Here is a 22,549-nt window from a genome sequence, read left to right as displayed (position 1 = left end):
TCACCTAACCGTTTCTTCGCTACTTTCTTTTGCACGCCATAAAGCAATTGCCTTTTTTAACGACTCTTTATATTCATTTTTCGGATTTGAATCAATTACAATTCCCGCTCCAGCTTGCACATGTGCTTGCCCATCTTTCGCAAGAAGCGTTCTAATGACAATATTTAATTCCGTATCTCCAGAATAACCAATCCAACCAATTGAACCTGTATAAATCCCTCGGCGAACAGGCTCTAATTCTTCTATAATCTCCATCGTACGTATTTTCGGTGCACCAGTAATTGTTCCACCAGGAAATACAGCTTTCACTAAATCGAAAGCATCCTTATCTTCTTCCACCTCACCACGCACATTGGAAACGATATGCATAACATGTGAGTACTTTTCAATTACCATAAATTCATCGACTTCTACAGTGCCATATTTACAAACGCGTCCTAAATCATTTCGCTCTAAATCTACAAGCATCACATGCTCTGCTCGTTCCTTTTCGTTCTCAATTAATTCCCTTGCTAAGTCTTGATCCTCTTGTTCATTTGCACCGCGGGATCTTGTACCTGCAATTGGTCGTGTACTTACTTCTTGCCCTTGTTTTTTAATTAGCAATTCAGGCGAAGCACTAACAATTTGAAAATCCCCAAGCTCTAAGTAACCCATATATGGAGATGGATTAATTTTACGAAGACTTGTATAAATTTCTAGTGGATGCGTTTGTAAAGTTCTTTCCTGTCTTGTCGACAAGTTTACTTGAAACACATCACCATTTCCAATATACTCTTGAATACGTTCAACAGCCTTCATAAAGCCCGCTTCTGTAAAGGCAACCGCTTCATTTTTCTTTTTAGGACGTTCAAACGGCATAGTCACTTCAGGCACTTCTGCCGTCCAAAGATCCTTCCATTCATTTAAACGTTCTTCCGCTTCTGCATGCTTATCTACATAATGTGTAATAATCCACAATACTTTTTCTTTTTGATCATAGACGAACACATCGTCAAATAATAAAAAGTATATATCGGGTATATTCAGATCATCCTCTGCAAGAGAAGGGAGTTTTTCGATATAACGGATACAATCATAACTAAAGTAGCCCATTGCACCACCTTGAAAAGGCGGGTACTCTGGATTGTAGTCTGTTTTCCATTGCTCCATATATTCTTGCATTAAATCTAATGGATTCCCTTTTTTTATTGTTTCCTTACCACTTTCACTTATATGTAACTTTTCACCCTTTCCTTGGATTACCGCTACCGGGTTTAAACCCACTATGTTATAACGACCGCCACGTCCACTTTCCAGCAAAATATGTTGCGGCTTATCCTGAGAAAGAAATTTATATTGCTTAAAGAAATCTAACTGATATGGAATAGAAAGCGCTAAAGATTTTCTTCGTTGCATATCAACACCCCGTCTTCTTTTATCCCACCCTCTTAGATGAACCACCTCAAACTACATAAGTTATTTATATAGAGATTGATTATACTCGAAGGCTAGTGAAAATAATTTAATTATACTACCTCTTATTTTACATGAAGTTTTCTAGTCATTCACTCTTTTCCTATTTCCAATCCAAAAAGAAAAAGCATCCTTTTTCAAGGATGCTTTTTCAATCGCATTTAATTATGATTCAAATTGATAAAGCGGTGTACTTAAATAACGTTCACCGTTACTTGGAATAATAACGAGTACCTTTTTCCCTTTACCTAACTTTTTCGCAACTTCTGTTGCTGCATAAATAACTGCTCCTGAAGAGATACCAACTAAAATACCTTCTTCTTTAGCCACTCTTCTCGCATATTCAAATGCTTGCTCTGTTTTCACTTGAATAATTTCATCATATACTTCTACATCCAATGTCTCTGGAACAAATCCCGCCCCAATTCCTTGGATTTTATGTGGACCTGGTTTCCCACCAGATAATACTGGTGAATCCGCAGGTTCTACTGCATAAATTTTAATACCTTCATATGCTTCCTTCAGCACTTCACCAGCACCAGTAATTGTTCCACCTGTACCAATACCTGCAATAAACGCATCTAATTGGTCGCCCATTTGTTCAATAATTTCTGGACCTGTTGTTAAACGGTGAATTTCTGGATTCGATTGGTTTTTGAACTGTTGTGGTATAAAGTAGCCATGCTCTTTCGCTAATTCAGTCGCTTTACGAATTGCTCCACCCATCCCTTCAGGACCTGGAGTCAATACTAATTCAGCACCGTAAGCACGTAATAAATTACGACGCTCAATACTCATTGTTTCTGGCATTACTAAAATTGCATTATATCCTTTAGCAGCCGCTACCATCGCTAAACCAATCCCTGTGTTACCACTTGTTGGCTCAATGATTGTATCGCCCTCTTTTAACAATCCCTTTTTTTCAGCATCTTCAATCATAGCTAGTGCAATACGATCTTTAACGCTACTCCCTGGATTCATAAATTCTAGTTTTAAGTATATATCTGCGCTGTCTGATTCTACGATGCGGTTCAACTTAACGATCGGCGTTTTCCCGATTAATTCTGAAACTGATTGTGCCACTCGCATTCCTGTCACTCCTAACACCGAGTATTTTTATTGGTTTTATCTATATTTAGATTTTGTCAGAAAATTCCCTGTTTGTCAATCTATTCGGAGGGTTAATCCCCTTATTACAAATTCTCAATTAAATTTGTAATATCTTCTTTAGAGAACTTGTATCGTTCATTACAGAAATGACAATGAACTTCTGTTTCTTCTTCTTCTTCACGAATTTGCTCTAACTCTGTTTTACCTAAACTAATTAACACACTCTCAATACGTTCACGTGAGCACGTACAATTAAATTGAACATCCATTGTTTCTAATACTTTTACTTTATCTTCTCCAAGGACTGCATATAGTAGCTCTTCTGGAGAAAGACCTTGTTCGATCAATGTTGATACAGGCGGGATTTTTTGCAAACGATCTTCAATGAATGAAATTGTTTCTTCCTGTGCGCCCGGCATAATTTGAAGGATAAATCCACCCGCCGCTAATACGCTGTCATCTCCATTTACAAGGACACCGACACCAACAGAAGAAGGCGTCTGCTCAGAAACTGCGAAATAATACGTGAAATCTTCCCCTAGTTCTCCCGAAACGATTGGGGATTGACCGATAAACGGCTCACGCATACCAATATCTTTAATTACTGTTACAAAACCTTCTGTACCTACCGCTTGATATACACGTAATTTTCCTTGTTCCGTTCCTTCAAAATCAACATGTGGATTCGTTACGTAGCCACGTACATCTCCATTTGCATGAGCATCCACTAAGATAGGGCCAATCGGACCATTACCTTCTACCTTAATCGTTAACTTTTGATCACCTTTTAACATCGCACCCATCATTGTACCTGCAGTTAAAGAACGACCAAGTGCCGCCGAAGCTGTCCTCCATGTATCATGACGTCTTTGTGCCTCACTTACTGTATTTGTTGTACGTACACTATACGCACGTACTTCTCCATCAAACGCTAACGCTTTTACTAAATAATCTTTCATACTTATTTATTCACCTTTCTCCTGCTGTAAATTTGCATTACGCTCATATAACATATACAAGCCTTTTAACGTTAAAAATGGATCTACAATATCAATTACATTCGATTCTTCTGAAATTAATTTCGCCAATCCACCTGTTGCAATAACTTTCGGTTCTTGTTTAGCTTCCTCTTTCATACGCTTAACAATACCTTCCACTTGTCCTACATAACCATAAAGAATACCTGATTGCATCGCACTTACTGTATTCTTCCCAACAACACTGCTCGGTTTTGTAATTTCAATACGAGGAAGTTTTGCCGCCCTACTATATAAAGCCTCTGCTGAAATCATAATTCCTGGCGTAATAACTCCACCCATATAATGCTTTTCTTCACTAATATAACAATATGTAGTAGCCGTACCAAAATCAACAATAATAAGTGGACTTCCATACAATTGGATTCCTGCTACTGCATTTACAATTCGATCTGCGCCTACTTCACGTGGATTTTCATATTTAATATTTAGCCCCGTTTTTATTCCAGGTCCTACTACAAGCGGTTTAATTTTAAAATATTTTTCACACATACGTTCTAAAGCGAACATAATTGGTGGTACGACTGAAGACACAATAATACCTTTCACATCTTCAAACGAGAGACCCTCATGATCAAGTAACTGTTTTACAAGCATTCCATATTCATCTTCTGTCTTATGACGATCTGTTTCCATGCGCCAATGCTGACGAAGTTCCCCCTCTTCAAACACGCCTAGTACAGCATTTGTGTTCCCTACATCCAATACAAAAATCATATTCTCACCACTTATCTTATTTAATCTATATTTGTGTAGTATGTATAAAACTTATAAAAACATCATATCACACATACTTATATAATCAGCTTTCCTATCCTCATCATTTTACAAAAAGATTGCTCTCTATTTCAATTTTTAATACTAGTTTTACTTAAATTACTTTATCCACTAAACCCTCAATAGTAATTAGCAAAAAACTTAACAAACAAAAAAGGAGTGACGATAGTCACTCCTTCATTTCTTACTTATCTTCTTTATCTTCATCGTCTTTCTTCATATTGATGTTTACTTTCACATCATCTGAAGATGTTGGACGCTCAGGTAATCTGCCATAATCATATAAATGATTAATTTGCTCTGCATCTAATGTTTCTACTTCAAGTAACGTTTTTGCGATAATATCAAGCTTATCTCGTTTTTCAGTAAGAATTTGTTTCGCACGAGCATAACAGTCTTTAATAATCGTTTGCATTTCCACATCAATTTCATGCGCAATTGCATCACTGTAGTTTTGTTCTGAATGGAAGTCTCTTCCTAAGAATACCTGACCACCTTGTGAGCTACCAAATTGCATCGGTCCAAGCTTATCACTCATACCGAATTCCGTAACCATACGTCTTGCAATACCAGTCGCACGTTGGAAGTCATTGTGAGCACCTGTACTTGCTTCACCAAATACAATCTCCTCAGCTACTCGACCACCAAGTAAACCAGTGATTTTATCAAGTAACTCTGGCTTTGTCATGAAGTAACGATCTTCCTTCGGAAGCATTACCGCATATCCACCAGCTTGACCACGAGGGACAATTGTTACTTTATGAACGACATCAGCTTCATCAAGAACAACACCAATTACAGTATGGCCTGCTTCATGGAAAGCAACGATATTACGTTCTTTTTCAGAGATAACACGACTTTTCTTAGCTGGACCTGCAATAACACGATCCGTTGCTTCATCGATATCACTCATATCAATTTTCTTCTTATCTCGACGTGCAGCTACTAAAGCAGCTTCGTTTAATAAGTTTTCAAGATCCGCACCAGAGAATCCTGGTGTACGAGTCGCAATTGCTCTTAAATTAATATGCTCATCAAGCGGTTTATTACGCGCATGTACTTTCAGTACAGCTTCACGGCCATTTACATCTGGACGATCTACTGTAATTTGACGGTCAAAACGACCTGGACGTAATAACGCTGGGTCAAGAATGTCTGGACGGTTTGTCGCAGCAATGATAATAATACCTTCGTTTGCACCGAATCCATCCATTTCAACAAGTAACTGGTTCAATGTTTGCTCACGCTCATCATGACCACCACCAAGACCTGCACCACGTTGACGACCTACTGCATCAATTTCATCAATGAAAATGATACAAGGAGCATTTTTCTTTGCATTTTCAAATAAATCACGTACACGTGATGCACCGACACCGACAAACATCTCTACAAAGTCAGAACCACTGATAGAGAAGAATGGAACGCCAGCCTCACCTGCAACAGCACGTGCTAATAAAGTTTTACCTGTACCTGGAGGTCCAACTAATAGGACACCCTTCGGAATACGGGCACCAACTTCAGAAAACTTACGAGGGTCTTTTAAGAATTCAACTACCTCAACAAGTTCTTGTTTCTCTTCATCCGCTCCAGCAACATCTCTGAAACGAACTTTTTTCTTTTCATCATTATATAACTTCGCCTTACTTTTCCCGAAGTTCATAACACGGCTACCGCCGCCTTGAGCTTGATTTAATAAGAAGAAGAATAAAATGAAGATGATGACAAACGGAATGATTGAAGTAAAGAATGTTACCCAAGCACTTGTTTCTTCTGCTGGTTGATACTTAACTTCGGCACCTTTCGCTTTATCATTGATTTTCTTTTGTAATTCCTCAGTATTTGGTGCATAAGTAACAAATTGTTCTCCTTGGCTAGAGTTATTGAATTGTCCTTTTACCTCAAATACACCATTTTTCGGTTGAAGTTGCACATTACGCACTTCACCGCTTTCTAGTTTAGTAATGAATTTGTCGTAGCTAACTGATGTCGTTTTTTGTGTCGAACCATTAAAATAGCTCACGATTCCAATTACTACTAAGAATATCAGTAAATAAAAGATGGTATTACGGAAGATACGATTCATTCCTAACCTCCTCTCACGGCATAAACACTATAGTAAATCGTAACATAGAAAAACTTTCCTATACAATTGTAAAGCCTGTATTTAATTAATTTGAGTAAACGCTTGGTTTTAATACGCCTACATAAGGAAGATTACGGTACTGCTCTTTATAATCTAATCCATATCCTACTACAAATTCATGTGGAACAGTAAATCCAACATAATCCGCTTTCAGATCAACCTTACGGCCTGTTGGCTTATCTAATAATGTAACAATTTTTACAGACTTCGCTTTACGATATTTGAATAAGTCTACTAAGTAGCTTAGTGTAAGACCACTATCAATAATATCTTCGACGATTAAAATATCGCGACCTTCTACAGAAGTATCAAGGTCTTTTAAAATTTTCACTTCGCCTGTTGAAACTGTAGAGTGACCATAACTAGATACAGCCATAAAATCCATTTCAAGATATGTATCTGTTCTCTTTAATAAATCTGCCATAAATGGCATTGCGCCTTTTAATACACCAATTGCAAGAGGTACTGTGTTTTTATAATCCTCTGCAATAACTGCACCTAGTTCGCGCACCTTTTCTTGTATTTGTTCTTCAGAAATTAATACTTTTTCGATATCTTGATTCATCATTTCATTATCCTCCCGGAAGACTCCTTGCTTTTGTAGTGAATAATCATATATTTACCCTTCTTTGCCATCTCTTTCGAAATTGCAAATGCAGATCGCTTCAACAAGGGTACCCAAATAATGTTCCCACTTGCATCACAAACGACCGGCCATTCTTCCCTTTTTTCTTTTGGTACTTTCGCTTCGATAAAAATAGCTTTTATCTTTTTCGTGCCATCCATACCTTGTATTGACATGCGATCTCCATTTTCCCTAGAACGAATACGAAGTGGATATGATATATCATTATACTTAGCAACAAATACTGTTTCATTCATGTTACTTGGTATATCTTCGCTCACCTCTGTTACAAATTCATCCCCGTTCAATAGTGTAATGATCCCGGGTACTGATAAATCTTGCAAAAAAGGAGAGACGATTTCTTGTTTAAATCTAAAGCTACACTCCTCGTATGTGCGAACAATTTTCAAATCACCTGGAAAATCAAGTGAACCTGAAGGTTGTGTCCGCTTAAAAAACTCAATCACCTTGTCAATATGTATAGAAGAAAGAGAAGATGGAATCTTATATTCATAAAGATAGTTTAATATTAGTTGAATCCCTCTTCTTTGTAAAGGCATAGACATGGATTCAAAGGCAGGAATTGATAAGCTAATTTGTTTATCACTTTTTTTTGTAATTACTTTATTCATTTTCTCAAAAGCTAATTCCTGCAAATAAGCCTCATCCTCTTGCATCTGCACGCTAAATTTTTGGAATTTCTCATGCATTTGTGGATTTTCTTCTTTTAAGTGAGGAAGGACATATTTACGTAATCGATTCCTTGTATATACTTCCTTTTTATTACTCGGATCTATACGTGGAATTAAATTTAGCTTATTACAGTAATCAACAATTTCTTCCTTCGTTACCCCAAGTAACGGCCTAATTAAATATCCATTATGAAAAGGACGCTTCACTGCAATTCCTGCATATCCTTTCGGAGTACTCCCTCTTACAAGACGCATTAAAATCGTCTCTACTTGATCATCTCCATGATGTCCAAGAGCAACATATCTTGCATCATATTTCTTCATTATTCTTTCCAAAAATGCATATCTGCATTCCCTAGCAGCAACCTGTGCATTCATCCCGTATTGCTGTTGATATTGTGATACATTAATCCTTATCGTTTCACAAATAATTCCCAGTTCTTCACAAAGGTCCTGCACAAACTGTAAATCCTCATGAGATTCATCACCTCTAAACATATGATCCACATGAGCTACTACAATTTCCAACTGTTTTTCCGCTCTTTTTTCTAATAAATAATATAAAAGGGCTAACGAGTCAGGACCACCAGAAACTCCCACAACAATTGTTGAATCATTCTTTAATACATCATGCTGCTTTACAAAGTCATCTACTTTTTCAACAAATGTATCTTTCAACTTCGCAATCACCTTTCATTAAACAAGAACAGCAACATTAGTCGCCTTGTCTATAATGGTACAACTTTTACAAACATTGTGCAAAAAAAAGATATACAAAAACTACATTTTTATCTTACATCCTCCGTCTGTATTCACAAAATCAATAGCATTACCTTTTCCCACAAAAAAACCTAGGTATTCGCCTAGGTTTTTAAAATCAAATTATAGATAAATATTCCACTTACATTTTACTGCGCCTGCATTCCTACAATCGGAATCGTAGCCCACTTCGGCATATTTTTCTTCACTTTTGCCACTACAATAGTCATATCATCATTTATATAACCATCACAAGAGCGAATCACTTCTTCCATAATGATATCAGCAATTTCTTGCGGGTCTTCGGTTTGTAATTCTTTAATTTTTCGTTTCATCCACAATTCATGATTCTCTACATGCTGCGCTCCCTCAAAAATTCCATCGCTCATCATAATAAGGATATCGCCCGTTTTTAATTGTTCACCCACCACATCAACTTCAACATCTTCGATGATTCCCATCGGCAAATTACTTGCTTCAATTTTCAAAATATTGTTCGCGCGTTTAACAAAACTCGGCGTTGATCCGATTTTTAAAAACCTTGCACTCGCATCTCGCAAATCTACCATAGCTAAGTCTAATGTCGTAAACATCTCTTCCGTCGTTCTCAAAGAAAGAATTGAATTAATAGACTTAATCGCTATTTCTTCGTCAATACCGGATTGGAGTATTTTTTGTAATAATTTCACCGTTTCCTTACTTTCCATATGAGCTCTTTGCCCATTCCCCATACCATCACTAATCGCAAGTGCATATTTGCCAACACTTAAATCCATCATCGCATAAGAGTCACCCGAAACAAATCCCCCGCCCTTTGCGGCTGTGGCCAATCCCGTATCAAGAGAATACGTCTTCGCCGAACCGAATGATATTAAACTGTGGCCATTCGGATAAGAAGACTTTTCTTCATGTTTAACGACAATATTTTCTTTAAGGATATCCGAAAGCATCGGTGCAACTAACTTTTCACATTCACCATGTTCATTAGATGCAACTGGAATCAACATTTCAATATCAATACTTCCTCTATCTAAACAATAGATATCAACATGCTCTACTTCGACACCAAAATCACGGAATGCTTGCATAATCTGTTCTTCCTGCACCTGATGATTTTCACGCTCTCGTTGTATCTCCTTAGCAAAATCCTCCATAACCTTTGATACACCTAATAGTTGCTCCGCAACTATTCTACGATTTTCCTTCATTTGTTTTCGTAATTTTTGTCCCTCATAGAAATGATCTAATTCACCTGCTACTAAATCCGTCACTTTTTTCCCTCTCACACAATGCTTGTCCCACTCACGAACTAATTTACGATTATGTTGCAGGGTTCCTTCTTCCGTTTCACTCATTATTTGTTTCATATAATCGTACGTTTTATCAAAATTCACTACCCAGCATTGATCCTTTTTAAAGCATGTTTGACATGTTTTCGCAGTAATTGTACTCAAAAACAAATCTGCTTCTGTCTCTTTATCTTCTTCCTCTACATACCCATATACAGAAAAGCTATTAGATAAAGCAGCAAATACATTTGCAAATTGGTTGATTTTGTTCGCTGTAACATCACGCATCCTTCTTAAATATTGTTGTTGATCTTGCGAATGCTCTTGTGTACCTGGCATAAATTTAGCAATACGATCCAAAACAAGCTTTGGCGTTAATAAGAAGATAGCAATCGCTACGGCTGACTCAATTAAAGTCGTTACAATATTTGTCTGTTTGTCTACATATAATGTAATTAAGCTTGTCCCAATTAATAAACCTAAACTAACACCTAAACGCTTCCCTTCTTTTAACAACCCACCAAGCAATCCAGAAAAAGCAAGAAGGCTAAGCTGAGACAAGCTAGATACATTTGCTAAACTTAATATCAATCCTGTTACGACCCCCACTGTAGATCCTGTAGCAGCACCCGCAATAAATGCAAATACTAGTACTAAATACCTTGTAAAAATATGTTGAATAGAAGCATCATATACAAACCAATCTGTTGTACCCGTTAAAACAGATGCTAGTAATATAATCAAACAAACAATTTCTTCCGTCTCTAACGCCTGTTGTTTTCCTTTCCTTTCCACTAAAAGCGGGACACTTTGTAAAAATATCATAGTTAATACGAAACTAAGCCCAGCCTCAATGGTACTAACGAGTAAATCGTACATGGTGACAGTTTGTTGTGCAAAATATACAACAACTAAGTGTGCGGTTAATGCGGAGATAAATACTTGAAATGGAACAAGTCCAACGGTTTTACGTGTAAATCTACTAAAGAAGATATTATAAATGAAGAAAGTAAAGATAGATGCAAAAGTAAAAAATAAATTATCTATCGAGACTGAAAGAGCTCCTCCCATTAGAGCTAAAAATGCTAGCGGCATCTTATCCCGCTTCATAACATAGACAGCAGCAAAAAACGGTAGTGCAAACGGTAAAATATTTGTTAATATATATGCTCTTCCCAAAAGAAAACCAATAACAACAATAATAAATCCCCATCTAAAGAAAACTTGTTCAAATTTCATTCGCAACTTACTCGTCCACTTTATTCCTCCAAGCTGACTCTCATTCATTGCCAATGCACTTGTATTCATAGTATTCCTTCCTGCTTTAGGCATACTTTTAACACCACCTGCATAGTTTAATTACTGTCATTATAAAAGATGATTGTTGGGATTTTTGTCAAAACAACAGTTTTCACTTTTATAATCGTTCGACTTTTTATTCGAAATAACTCTACAGATATACACGGTATGTAAGTTATTTTGAATTTTTTAATTAAATATTCAGAAAATATAGGGTGTTTTTGTAGAAGTGTTGTATGTCTTAATCCATTTAACAAAAAAAGATCATGCAAATTTGCATGATCTTTTTAGATGACCCGTACGGGATTCGAACCCGTGTTACCGCCGTGAAAGGGCGGTGTCTTAACCACTTGACCAACGGGCCGTTAAATTAAATATAGCGGCGGAGGGGATCGAACCCCCGACCTCACGGGTATGAACCGTACGCTCTAGCCAGCTGAGCTACACCGCCATGTCGTCGTATTTAACGGACAATTAGTATCTTACATCAGATATTATTTAAAGTCAACATATCTTGAAAAATTTTTAAAAATATATTTTAACATATAAAAAAGTACCCTGAGCCATCACTCTGGGTACCTCTCTATATGTTAAAAACTAAACGGCCTTATTATCCGCGACGTGCGCCACGGCCACCACGTTTAGACTCTGTGTTACGCTTTAAAGAAGTTAAACGATCTTCACTATCCTTTAAGAAGCGTGCCATCTTTTGCTCAAATGTTTCTTTTGGAGCTCGGTCGTTACCGCCACCGCGATTATCTCTGTTGAAAGAGCGATTATTACGTTGTGGACGTCCAGAACGTTGTTGATCACCACCGCGTTGATATTCACCGCGTGGACGATCTCCTTCTGTTTTTTCACGTTCTTTCGCTTTTTTGATAGATAAACCAATCTTTCCATCTTTTTCAACATTAATAACTTTTACTTCTACTTGGTCGCCCACTTTTAAGTGATCGTTAATATCTTTTACATAGTTATCAGCAACTTCACTAATATGAACAAGACCAGTTAAGCCTTCTGGCAGCTCCACAAAAGCCCCAAAATTTGTAATACCTGTTACTTTACCCTGTAACTTGCTGCCTACCTCGATTGACATAAAAAAAATGCTCCTCCTTAGTGGTTAAAAAGTCAAATTTTACTTTATTATATATAATCCTAAAATATAGTGTCAATAAGACATACTCTACTTCGAAACAGGAAAAATTATCTCCCCTTTACCAGAGAAGAAATAATCCCTTCTAGCAATCTTTAATACGTACTCTTCATCATTTAACTTTTGAACTTCGTCTTTTAGACTTTTTTCTTTATTCGTTAATGAATCCAGTTCTTTTTTCATGTCCTTAACTTTTGCTTCTTTTGCTTTAATGGAACTGTTTTGTTGATAAAACGTTACACTAATACTCGCAATAATTGTAAAAGTAAAGACAAGAAAAACCGCTAAACGGCGATAAAGTCGCTTCCTGTTCTCATCCGTTTGTATTATATGCTCTTTAACAGGATTTGGACTCTGTTTTTCGATTGTTCTTTGTCTCAGTTCCCTCATTTCCGAGGTCCCCCTAACTTCTTTTTTATACGCTCCCATATTTGGAAGATATGTCCCTTCAATTTTGCTATATATTGCAGGAACCCTATATGTTTCACTATAAAAAGTTTAACACGATTAGGGAGAAGTTTCCATATGAGCGAAGCAATAAATCGAACAGGCCAGAAAAAAACTTTCCATATGAAAAGTAATATCCAAATCACCATTTTCCATAACACATGTCCAATTGAAAGCAGTATACGAAATAAGAATAATATAAATGCAATAAATAGCTGCGCTATAATAATAACAGGTTTTATCATGAGTAGCTGTATAATTCGAACAAAAAAATATGTTGTTTGCATAAAAATATAGATGAGAAAATTTAACAGCTTCATGTATAGTGCTTTCAGTAAGCTTTGATATGCCGCAAAACCACATAATAATGCCAAAAACACATATATACGTAACTCAGCTTCATTTACGAGAAGCAATACATAAAAGACAAATAATGCTTGGACAATCCAAAATAGTATATCATGTATAAATACAAGCCAACGTTTACGTTCTTGACGCTTTAAAAAACGTTGATATGTATCTAAAGATGCTCCAATCCAAGCACCCATTCCAATCATTGAAAGCATTGTATACAACTGAATTGTTAAGCTCATTTAAACAACTTACTAAAGAAACCTTTAGTTTTTTCTCCTTGATTTTCATCAATATACAGCATCTCATGAACTTTCCCTTTAATCGACACAATACCTTTTTCTACATCTAAATTTTTCATTTGTAAATTTTGACCACGAATCGTTAAAAAACCCATTACGGTTTCGAGTAAAAACTCTTCGCTATCAAAACTCTCTACCTGCTTCACACCAGTAATATCAATTACACGCCTTCCACGCATAATAATATCATGCTCCACAGAAACATTTTGTTGATTAGAAGACGTAGGTGAGTAACCATTATTCACGTAAATCCCCCCATAGGTTTTTACTAGCTAATAGTAATGTATGAGGGGATAAATGATTTTAGAACAAGCCTTCTTCCGCTTTTACTTTTTCTTCGCGAACTAAGCTATACATATTTGCTGCATCTTCTTTTTTAGTTGTTTCTTTCAATTCATTTATTTTTACAGTCACTATTTTTTGACCAAAACGAATTGTTAATTCATCAGCTACTTTCACATCCGAACTTGCTTTTGCCACTTGACCATTAATAGATATTCTTCCTTGATCAGCTACTTCTTTCGCTAATGTTCTTCTTTTAATTAAACGTGACACTTTTAAAAACTTATCTAGACGCATCTCAAATCCCCCTATTAACGCTCTGTTTGTTTCGCTTCTTCCCATAAAACATCTAACTGTTCTAATGATAAATCTTCCATCTCTTTATTCATTTCAGCTACTTTTGCCTCCATGTATAAAAAACGACCAGTAAATTTCTCATTAGTTGAACGTAACGCCTCTTCTGGATCTATTTTATAATGACGAGCTATATTAACAAATGCAAATAGTAAATCACCAAACTCACCTAGCATCTTTTCCTCATCCATGTTTGTAACTTCTTGTTGGAACTCTTGCCATTCTTCCAAAGCTTTCTCTATCATAGGCTGCACATCAACCCAATCAAATCCAACCTTACCAGCTTTCTTCTGAATTTCATAGGCGCGTAGTAACTGCGGCAAACTTTTTGGAACGCCATTTAAAACAGATTCTTTCACGAATCCTTTTTCTTGTTTTTTAATTTCTTCCCAATTGGCAATCACTTCATCAGCATTGTTTACATCCGTATTTCCAAATACATGTGGATGGCGACGAACCATTTTCTCAGATAGAGTTCGAATGATATCATCTATAGAAAACCAACCTTCATCTTCTCCAATTTGAGCATGAAGCATAACTTGTAATAATATATCACCTAATTCTTCTACTAAGTGATCATCATCCTCTTCATCAATTGCTTCCAATACTTCATAAGCTTCCTCAATTAAATATTTCTTTAATGATTGATGTGTTTGCTTTTTATCCCACGGACAACCATTTGGGCCTCGAAGTTCTGCAATAATTTCTCTAAGTACATCGAACTGTTGATACAAGGATGCACGCTCCTGAACTGGCGGCACATACACACTCGTTAAATTATTCAATTCCGTTTCATGATCTAACATATACAACGGTACCTTCTTTACTTGTTCAAATGAAGTTCCTGCAGCTGTTACGATATACACTTCATAATCATCCGGCAACATCTCCATTAATGTTAATTTCACATCAGATGCAACGAATGCATCATATACTTGGCAAAAGATTAGATGTTGACGTAATTCTAATTGTCCTCTTTTAAATGATGTAGCGTCAAGTAATTGAAATCCTTCAATTGGATCAATCTTTAGGCTTGCAAACATAGGATCAAGGAAACTTTGTCCACCCTCAATTCGCACTTCAACATTTGAATCTTCACCTTTTTCCAACAGTAGCTGAACTGTTCTTTCTGCTACAAGCGGATGCCCTGGAACAGCATAGATAATTTCTGTACCTTCAGCTTGTTCTAGCAATTTATTCGCAATTGTTTCATATACAATTTCAAACGTATCATGCGCTTCATATACATCATCAAAAGCCGTATATTGTACGCCTTCTTTCTCCAATTCTTCTATAACTGGATGTTCCTTCGTCCTAACAAACAGATGATCTGCTTCTTTTATCTTTCGATATACACCCATCGTTAGCTGATCTAATTCACCAGCACCTAAACCTAAAATAGTAATGATTCCACTCACAATCTGTCACCTCTATCCACTCTTCTTCAATGAACCTTCTTTTTTCTCTTGTTTCATAACGGTTCCTAATTCTTTTTTTGTAAATACATGTAATTTCAAAATTAAAAACATATATGTCAATCCGCCGACAACTACACCTAGCAACGCTTCAAGCGTCGCGATTCCTCTATGTTCCGTATCAATTACTAATCCAGACACCTGCAACACACGTGTGAACATCATTAATACAAATCCCATACAGATACCACTAATCACTACACCTAACATATTTCGCTTATTGATAAGCGATCCTGATACAGCTCTCATAAGCAACAAACTATTTAGCCCAGAAATTATAATTAACGCACACAAAGTCGCAAAGGCTGCCCCTTTCACACCAAAATAAGGCATAAATATATAATTTAACGCTAACTTTAAGCAACCTCCAAATACAACAAATAATGCTGGCTTAAATGTTTGTCCCAACCCTTGTAAAATAGAAGCCGTCGTAATTGACAACGAACTAAATAAAATAGATAAAGATAAAATAGATAAAACATCTGATCCATCACTATTTTCAAACAACATAATATTCGTAGGTTGAATAATACAAGTTAGTCCAATAGCTGCTGCAAGTCCAATAACAAGTGTTATTTTCATTGCTAACTTTACCTTTTCTTGAATAAAGGAAAGATCTCCTCTTTCCTTCGCCGCTGTAATAATTGGAATAAGTGACAACGAGAAAGAAGTCGTCACAACAGTACCTAATTGCATTAGCGGAATACTTCTATCATAAACACCCTTTAATACCTTTGCACTTTCAACCTGTTCTCCCGCACCAATAAGTAAGGTGTACAAGGATATTGAATCTGCCATCTGTATAAAAATAAGCACTAAATTACTAACACAAATCGCTAACCCCTGCCAAAAAAGGATTTTAATTATCCTCCTTTTGCCCTTAATTCTCGCTACACTTTTGAAAAATATAGAACGAAAATCTCGACGCATATACAACATAAGTACAATAATCCCAATAAGTCCACCCGCAATTGAGCCTAACATAGCCCCTGCACCAACTGTATATAAATCAAATCCGTGAGCAATTAGGAATAGCGATAAAAATACAATAATAGAAACTCGAATTGTTTGTTCTATTACTTGCGAAACAGCTGTTGGCATCATATTATTGAAGCCTTGAAAATACCCTCTTGCTACAGACAAAAACGGCATCAATAAGAATGAAAATGAAATAACACGTAGTAACTTATCTAAGTATATATCGCCCATAGCTATCGCAATTGTTTTAGCCCCCAAAAACAATGTAAAGAAGCCTATAAAACCAATTCCTAATAAAAACCAAAAAGATACACAAATAATTTCTTCTGCTTCTTTTTGTTTTCCCCGCTCTAGTCGTTCTGCAACCATTTTCGAAATGATAATAGGAAACCCATAAGTAGCTAAAATTAAACAAAATCCATAAAACGGGTAAATTTGTTGGTAAATATAAAAACCAATATCACCCGCTATATTTTGATATGGAATACGGTAAAAAGCGCTTAATATTTTTGTAACAAAACTTGCAATCGTTAATATAATAGCCCCACGCCAAAAGGCTTGATACTTCTTCGCCTCCATACAAGAAAACTCCTTTTTCTATTCTCACCTCTCGTATTATATCATAAAGAAATGAACAAGCTGCCTTACCACTACGGGTAATAATAGGTTCCTGCACCGTTAAAAATACTCAACGAAAAAAGGTAGCAAAGCGCTACCTTCATTCAATATACATATATCTCCAAATAATTGATTTCTCAAAAAGAAAGATCATAATTAGGAAAGATTGCTACTTCTAAAATTATACACCCTTACTGTTCCATTTGTTTCGCTAAGAAACTGGCAGCAGTATTAACCGCTTTATGCTCGATTTCGCTTATAATAGCTTCTTTTGAAAAGATAATGACGGCTCCAATCGGGTCTCCGTTTGCAATAATCGGTCCAACTGTATAAGAATGAACCTTTTCTGTTACACCATCGATAATGGAAATATCACTTTCGTCCGTCATAATAACAGACTTTCGTTCTTCCATCGTTTTTTCGATTAAATCGCCAACACTTTTATTTAAGTATTCTTTTTTCGATACGCCTGATACTGCGATGATAGAATCTCGATCACAGACAAGCACATTATGTCCTAAGCTGTCATATAAAGCCTCAGCATATTCTTTTGCAAAATCACCTAGTTCACTAATTGGAGAATACTTCTTTAAAATTACCTCTCCATCGCGATCAACAAATATTTCTAGTGGGTCTCCTTCTCGAATACGTAAAGTTCTACGAATTTCCTTCGGGATTACTACCCTGCCTAAATCATCAATTCGACGTACGATTCCAGTTGCTTTCATTCTAATGCTGCCTCACTTTCTACTGATGATCAAAGTGGTGAATTTACCTGTTCATGTAAAAATCACCAACTGTTAGACATAGTATTTTACACATTAGTTCTTCTATGCACGTCGAATTGTATTTTTTTATCTTATTTTAGGCATTTATTACTTCTTTTTTTACATCTGGTAAGCCTTTTAATAAATTTTCAGCAATTGTTAACCACTTCGATGTCTCTAAACCATTTGTTTTCATAACAATTTTCAATTGTGATCCTTCCATTCCTAAACCGATCATACGTCCAAAACTATTTCCGAGCATGAATAATTTTCCACCATCAATATTTTGACTTGCTTGTTCAGAAAACAGGAATGTTACTTCAAATTTATTCTGTTTAATTAACTCAATTTGTTCTTTCATTGCCAATACTTTAATATTTGCAATTTGTAATAAATAACCAACTTCTTGTGGGTAATCACCGAATCTATCGATCATTTCTTCCTGCAATTCCTCAATATCCTCAATTGCAGAAACACCTCTAAATTGTTTATACATCATAATTTTTTGCTTACTATCTGAAATATAAGCATCTGGTAAGTATGCATCTACCTCTAAGTCAATTTCAACATTAACTGTATTTTCAGCCCCATCTGTTCCTCTACGCTGTTCAATTGCATCTTTTAACATTTGAGAATATAGATCAAATCCGACAGAATCAATAAATCCATGCTGCTCTGCCCCTAACAAATTACCCGCTCCACGAATAGATAAATCTCTCATTGCAATTTTGAAACCAGATCCAAGTTCCGTGAACTCTTTAATTGCTTGCAGACGCTTCTCTGCAACCTCTGACAGCACTTTGTCACGTTTATAGGCAAAGTATGCATATGCAACACGATTAGAACGTCCAACACGCCCACGAAGCTGATACAACTGTGATAATCCCATACGATCTGCATCAAATACAATTAACGTATTTACATTCGGAATATCTACACCCGTCTCAATAATTGTTGTACTTACAAGAACATCATGCTGTCCTTCTAAAAATGATAGCATAACAGACTCTAATTCACTTTCGTTCATTTTCCCATGTGCGTACGTTACGCGGGCATCTGGAACTAACATCGAAATTTCATCTGCTTTTCTTTCAATATCCTCTACACGGTTATATAGGAAGTAAATTTGACCGCCTCTTGCAAGCTCTCGCTCTATCGCCTCTCGCATTAATGCTGGATTATACTCTACTACATACGTTTGGACTGGGAAACGATTTTCTGGCGGTGTCTCAATAACAGATAAGTCGCGCACACCAAGCATAGACATATGAAGCGTCCGCGGAATCGGAGTTGCCGTTAATGTTAATACGTCAACATTCGCCTTCAATTGTTTAATTTTCTCTTTATGCGTCACACCAAATCTTTGTTCTTCATCAATAATAAGAAGCCCTAAATCTTTATAAGCAACATCTTTAGATAAAATACGATGTGTTCCGATTACAATATCTATTGTGCCATCCTTTAAACCCTTAATCGTTTCATTTTGTTGTTTTCTCGTACGGAATCTACTTAATAATCCTATATTGATTGGATAATCTTGAAAACGCTCTCGAATTGTTTCATAGTGTTGCTGCGCAAGAATCGTTGTCGGTACTAAAATTGCAACTTGTTTTTCATCCATAATTGCTTTAAATGCCGCACGAATAGCCACTTCAGTCTTTCCATACCCTACATCACCACAAAGGAGCCTATCCATCGGGCGTCCGCGTTCCATATCTTTTTTAATCTCGTCAATAGAACGTAACTGATCCTCTGTCTCTTGATATGGGAAAGATGATTCGAACTCTTGTTGTTCTGCTGTATCTGGCGTATATGCATAGCCTTTTGAAGCTTCGCGTTCAGCATATAGTTTAATTAGGTCATCCGCAATGTCTTGTACAGATTTTTCAACTTTCGTTTTAACCTTTTTCCAATCATTACCACCTAATTTGTAAACTTTTGGATCCTTACCTTCAGACCCTACATATTTTTGGACTTGATCAATTTGTTCAATTGGAACGTATAACTTATCATTACCTTGATATTTAATATTTAAATAATCTTTATGAACACCATTAATCTCTAATGTCTCAATACCTAAAAATTTACCTATACCATGATTTACATGAACTACATAATCTCCAACTTTTAATTCCGAATAACTTTTAATACGTTCAGCATTCGATAACTTTTGTTTACGTTGTGATTTTTTAACTTTCTTATGAAAAAGCTCCTTTTCAGTAATGACAACAAGCTTTTGCATCGGCATTTCAAATCCTGCATGTAAATCACCTACAGCAATTTGTAACCTTCCAGGCAATAAGATATCTGTACCTTCTACAATATCTGCCTCAATATCATAATCACTTAAAATATGTTGTAATTTTTTCACACGTTCATCATCTGTTCCAAGTACAACAGTCGTAAAATGCCCTTCATTCCATCTATCAATTTCTGTTTTTAACAAATTCATCTGTCCATGGAAATCTTGCATTGTTTTACATGTTACATTCACAATATTTTGCGGATGTGTGTGTGCAATATGACGCAAGAATAACGTTAAATATACAAAACTTCTTTTTTTATGATGAAGAAATCCCTCGAATGCGTGAGAGAAAGATAAATCTTGAATAATTGTTCCTTCACCAAGAAGTGATATATACCATTCCGCCTCTTCTGTTTCTAGATGTGATGCTGTTTCTTGAATACGGGAAATCTCATCTAAAATTACAACACCGTCTTCTGGTAAATAATCTATCAGACTAGCAGGTTCTTTATAGAAAATAGATAAGTATTTAAACATCTGTTCTATACTTTGCCCGTTTTTCAACATCTCAATTTCATGACTTACCGTCTCAAGTACTGTAGTCTTTAGTTTATCATCAGAAAGTTTTTGCATCGTCTTAGTCAAACCTTCTTCAAGATGCTGAATTCCTGATTTTAATTCTTCCTGTGAAAATAAAAACTCTGTTGCCGGACCAAACTTAACGCTTTCTTTTTTTCCTTGAGAACGCTGTTCATCCACATCAAATAATCGAATAGAATCGACTTCTGTATCGAAGAATTCAATACGAAATGGTAGTTCTTCAGTTAAAGGATAAATATCTAATATTCCCCCGCGCAAACTGAACTCCCCTGGAGCTTCTACCATCGACTTACGTTCATAGCCAATATGATGTAAAGTATGCAAGAGCGCATCTAAATCAATCTCTTGCCCTAGATTGATTTCAACTTGCTTTTGCTTCCACAATTCTTTTATTGGTAAAAATCTACGCAATCCTGCCACTGGAGCTACAATGATTCCATTCTCTCCCGCAGCCAAACGATTTAATACTTCTATACGTTGCGCCTTCAATTCTGGACTTGCAACCCCAATTTCCGATGCTATCAGTTCATTCACTGGATATAGCCACACATCTTTTTCACCAAGTAACGCCACTAAATCTTCATGTACTTTTTGCGCTTGATATAAGTTATGTGTCACGATTAATTGTGATTTTTTTGTTTTTTTATATAAAGCCGCCATTAATAATGAACGAGAAGACGTTGCCATCCCTGATATAAGTTGTTCCTTTAACCCATCTTCTAATCCATTAATAACCGATTGTATCTCTTCATTTTTATAAAATTGCTCTAATAAACCTATCATTTTTAAAACTCCTCTCAACATAAAGAGCAAGTCATTCTATTTTATGCAAATATTTCGGAAAAGGAAAACAGAAAAATGCTTTGGACATGCCAAAGCGACAACATTTTATTGCAGAAATTTTTCATATTCATAATACTCAGGATAAGATGCGAGCGTTTCTTGACACGATTCACAAATCGTTTTTATATATATATTTCCATTCTCATGAAAATGAATCATCTCTACTACTTCTTGCTCTGTTAGTTGAAATAAAACGTCGCTATATACTTTTTCTGCGTTAATGGAGCCTACATTACCTCCGCAGTGTCTGCAATAATAATACCCTTCCATACTAGCCTCCTAAAAATTAAATTACTACTAGTATGGGTAAAACAAAAGAGAACTATTCCTAATCTCATTTTTAACTATTGAAAGTATTCATGATTTGGAGAAAAGGCTTATTTAGCCACTCTTCACATGCATCCGCTGCTTTTTCAATAGAATGATTAACATCCGGAATCTCTTCAGATGTAAAGCGTCCTAATACATAATCGACTACCTTCATTCCATTTTTCGGGCGATCAATTCCCATACGGATACGTTGAAATTCTTGTGTTCCTAGGTGTGAAATCGTTGACTTTACACCATTATGTCCACCAGCACTACCTTTCATGCGAAGACGTAATTTACCTACAGGAATGTCTAAATCGTCGTACATAACAACGAAGTCCTCAACATCAATTTTATAATAATCCATGAGTGGACGAATACTTTCCCCAGATAAATTCATATATGTTAGCGGCTTTAATAAGATTACCTTTTCTCCATTAACAAACCCTGCACCAAATACACCTTTAAATTTTTGTTCATTCAAAGAAATGTTCCAACGCTTCGCAAGCTCATCAATGGCCATAAATCCAATATTATGCCTTGTTAATTCATATTCTCTACCTGGGTTCCCAAGTCCTACTATCAATTTCATTCTTGTACCACTACTTTCTTTTTTCGATACGAAAAGACGTAACC

19 protein-coding genes and 2 tRNA genes are annotated in these 22,549 nt (G+C 36.1%); all 21 read right to left on the bottom strand.

Annotated features, from left to right (window positions below):
- Entirely contained in the window at positions 1-1,398 is a 1,398-nt protein-coding gene (gene trpE, locus MHI26_RS00390) for an anthranilate synthase component I (RefSeq protein ID WP_061666996.1), read from the bottom strand.
- 222 nt (positions 1,399-1,620) lie between these two features.
- Complete coding sequence (gene cysK / locus MHI26_RS00385) at positions 1,621-2,544, bottom strand: cysteine synthase A (RefSeq protein WP_001261711.1); 924 nt, start codon at positions 2,542-2,544, stop codon at positions 1,621-1,623.
- Between the two features lie 104 nt (positions 2,545-2,648).
- Entirely contained in the window at positions 2,649-3,524 is an 876-nt protein-coding gene (gene hslO, locus MHI26_RS00380; protein WP_000656367.1) for a redox-regulated molecular chaperone HslO, read from the bottom strand.
- Positions 3,525-3,530: 6 nt separating this feature from the next.
- Positions 3,531-4,319, bottom strand: coding sequence for a type III pantothenate kinase (locus tag MHI26_RS00375; RefSeq protein ID WP_061666995.1), 789 nt, complete (start codon positions 4,317-4,319; stop codon positions 3,531-3,533).
- A 244-nt stretch (positions 4,320-4,563) separates the two neighbouring features.
- On the bottom strand, positions 4,564-6,465 hold the full coding sequence (ftsH, locus tag MHI26_RS00370) for an ATP-dependent zinc metalloprotease FtsH (RefSeq protein ID WP_001079668.1): 1,902 nt from the start codon (positions 6,463-6,465) through the stop codon (positions 4,564-4,566).
- A gap of 85 nt (positions 6,466-6,550) precedes the next feature.
- Positions 6,551-7,093, bottom strand: coding sequence for a hypoxanthine phosphoribosyltransferase (gene hpt, locus MHI26_RS00365; RefSeq protein WP_000981846.1), 543 nt, complete (start codon positions 7,091-7,093; stop codon positions 6,551-6,553).
- Positions 7,090-8,520 (bottom strand): tRNA lysidine(34) synthetase TilS, encoded by a 1,431-nt coding sequence (gene tilS / locus MHI26_RS00360; protein WP_000655456.1) that lies wholly within the window; start codon positions 8,518-8,520, stop codon positions 7,090-7,092. The genes hpt and tilS overlap by 4 nt, the downstream gene beginning before the upstream one ends.
- A 230-nt stretch (positions 8,521-8,750) precedes the next feature.
- Positions 8,751-11,222: a stage II sporulation protein E gene (spoIIE, locus tag MHI26_RS00355; protein WP_001123549.1), complete on the bottom strand. Its 2,472-nt coding sequence runs from the start codon at positions 11,220-11,222 to the stop codon at positions 8,751-8,753.
- Positions 11,223-11,481: 259 nt separating this feature from the next.
- A tRNA-Glu gene (locus tag MHI26_RS00350) sits at positions 11,482-11,553 on the bottom strand.
- A 13-nt stretch (positions 11,554-11,566) separates the two neighbouring features.
- Positions 11,567-11,640, bottom strand: a tRNA-Met gene (locus tag MHI26_RS00345).
- A 159-nt stretch (positions 11,641-11,799) separates the two neighbouring features.
- Positions 11,800-12,285, bottom strand: coding sequence for a S1 domain-containing RNA-binding protein (locus MHI26_RS00340; protein ID WP_000021451.1), 486 nt, complete (start codon positions 12,283-12,285; stop codon positions 11,800-11,802).
- An 87-nt stretch (positions 12,286-12,372) separates the two neighbouring features.
- Positions 12,373-12,732 carry a cell division protein DivIC gene (gene divIC, locus MHI26_RS00335; protein ID WP_001208739.1) on the bottom strand — a complete coding sequence of 120 codons (360 nt, stop codon included), beginning with the start codon at positions 12,730-12,732 and terminating at the stop codon, positions 12,373-12,375.
- A complete protein-coding gene (yabQ, locus tag MHI26_RS00330) occupies positions 12,729-13,382 on the bottom strand; it encodes a spore cortex biosynthesis protein YabQ (RefSeq protein ID WP_000059770.1) in 654 nt (217 codons plus the stop codon). Before yabQ ends, divIC begins: the two co-directional genes overlap by 4 nt.
- Entirely contained in the window at positions 13,379-13,687 is a 309-nt protein-coding gene (yabP, locus tag MHI26_RS00325) for a sporulation protein YabP (protein ID WP_001059105.1), read from the bottom strand. Before yabP ends, yabQ begins: the two co-directional genes overlap by 4 nt.
- 58 nt (positions 13,688-13,745) lie before the next feature.
- On the bottom strand, positions 13,746-14,021 hold the full coding sequence (locus tag MHI26_RS00320) for an RNA-binding S4 domain-containing protein (RefSeq protein WP_001234876.1): 276 nt from the start codon (positions 14,019-14,021) through the stop codon (positions 13,746-13,748).
- Positions 14,022-14,035: 14 nt separating this feature from the next.
- Positions 14,036-15,496: a nucleoside triphosphate pyrophosphohydrolase gene (gene mazG / locus MHI26_RS00315; RefSeq protein WP_061666994.1), complete on the bottom strand. Its 1,461-nt coding sequence runs from the start codon at positions 15,494-15,496 to the stop codon at positions 14,036-14,038.
- A gap of 12 nt (positions 15,497-15,508) precedes the next feature.
- A complete protein-coding gene (locus tag MHI26_RS00310; RefSeq protein ID WP_061666993.1) occupies positions 15,509-17,110 on the bottom strand; it encodes a putative polysaccharide biosynthesis protein in 1,602 nt (533 codons plus the stop codon).
- 230 nt (positions 17,111-17,340) lie between these two features.
- Positions 17,341-17,877, bottom strand: a complete 537-nt coding sequence (spoVT, locus tag MHI26_RS00305) for a stage V sporulation protein T (RefSeq protein WP_000648305.1) — start codon at positions 17,875-17,877, stop codon at positions 17,341-17,343.
- 136 nt (positions 17,878-18,013) lie between these two features.
- The gene (gene mfd, locus MHI26_RS00300) at positions 18,014-21,544 is read right to left on the bottom strand and encodes a transcription-repair coupling factor (protein WP_061666992.1); all 3,531 of its coding nucleotides are present in this window, start codon (positions 21,542-21,544) and stop codon (positions 18,014-18,016) included.
- 105 nt (positions 21,545-21,649) lie between these two features.
- Positions 21,650-21,874, bottom strand: coding sequence for an anti-sigma-F factor Fin family protein (locus MHI26_RS00295; protein ID WP_000399438.1), 225 nt, complete (start codon positions 21,872-21,874; stop codon positions 21,650-21,652).
- A 70-nt stretch (positions 21,875-21,944) separates the two neighbouring features.
- On the bottom strand, positions 21,945-22,505 hold the full coding sequence (gene pth / locus MHI26_RS00290) for an aminoacyl-tRNA hydrolase (protein WP_000767702.1): 561 nt from the start codon (positions 22,503-22,505) through the stop codon (positions 21,945-21,947).
- Between the last annotated feature and the right edge of the window lie 44 nt (positions 22,506-22,549).

Source organism: Bacillus sp. FSL K6-1218 (genome assembly GCF_038006445.1).
GTDB classification, from domain to species: domain Bacteria; phylum Bacillota; class Bacilli; order Bacillales; family Bacillaceae_G; genus Bacillus_A; species Bacillus_A thuringiensis_S.
The sequence above is the reverse complement of the archived record's forward strand: the minus strand, read 5'-3'. Positions and strand labels throughout refer to the sequence as shown.

Coding starts and splice junctions, on each gene's coding strand:
- cysK (WP_001261711.1), bottom strand. CDS start 2,544: ATGCGAGTGGCACAATCAGTTTCAGAATTAATCGGGAAAACGCCGATC.
- MHI26_RS00375 (WP_061666995.1), bottom strand. CDS start 4,319: ATGATTTTTGTATTGGATGTAGGGAACACAAATGCTGTACTAGGCGTG.
- divIC (WP_001208739.1), bottom strand. CDS start 12,732: ATGAGGGAACTGAGACAAAGAACAATCGAAAAACAGAGTCCAAATCCT.
- pth (WP_000767702.1), bottom strand. CDS start 22,505: ATGAAATTGATAGTAGGACTTGGGAACCCAGGTAGAGAATATGAATTA.
- hpt (WP_000981846.1), bottom strand. CDS start 7,093: ATGATGAATCAAGATATCGAAAAAGTATTAATTTCTGAAGAACAAATA.
- mfd (WP_061666992.1), bottom strand. CDS start 21,544: ATGATAGGTTTATTAGAGCAATTTTATAAAAATGAAGAGATACAATCG.
- hslO (WP_000656367.1), bottom strand. CDS start 3,524: ATGAAAGATTATTTAGTAAAAGCGTTAGCGTTTGATGGAGAAGTACGT.
- yabQ (WP_000059770.1), bottom strand. CDS start 13,382: ATGAGCTTAACAATTCAGTTGTATACAATGCTTTCAATGATTGGAATG.
- trpE (WP_061666996.1), bottom strand. CDS start 1,398: ATGCAACGAAGAAAATCTTTAGCGCTTTCTATTCCATATCAGTTAGAT.
- MHI26_RS00340 (WP_000021451.1), bottom strand. CDS start 12,285: ATGTCAATCGAGGTAGGCAGCAAGTTACAGGGTAAAGTAACAGGTATT.
- MHI26_RS00320 (WP_001234876.1), bottom strand. CDS start 14,021: ATGCGTCTAGATAAGTTTTTAAAAGTGTCACGTTTAATTAAAAGAAGA.
- MHI26_RS00295 (WP_000399438.1), bottom strand. CDS start 21,874: ATGGAAGGGTATTATTATTGCAGACACTGCGGAGGTAATGTAGGCTCC.
- MHI26_RS00310 (WP_061666993.1), bottom strand. CDS start 17,110: ATGGAGGCGAAGAAGTATCAAGCCTTTTGGCGTGGGGCTATTATATTA.
- ftsH (WP_001079668.1), bottom strand. CDS start 6,465: ATGAATCGTATCTTCCGTAATACCATCTTTTATTTACTGATATTCTTA.
- spoIIE (WP_001123549.1), bottom strand. CDS start 11,222: ATGCCTAAAGCAGGAAGGAATACTATGAATACAAGTGCATTGGCAATG.
- spoVT (WP_000648305.1), bottom strand. CDS start 17,877: ATGAAAGCAACTGGAATCGTACGTCGAATTGATGATTTAGGCAGGGTA.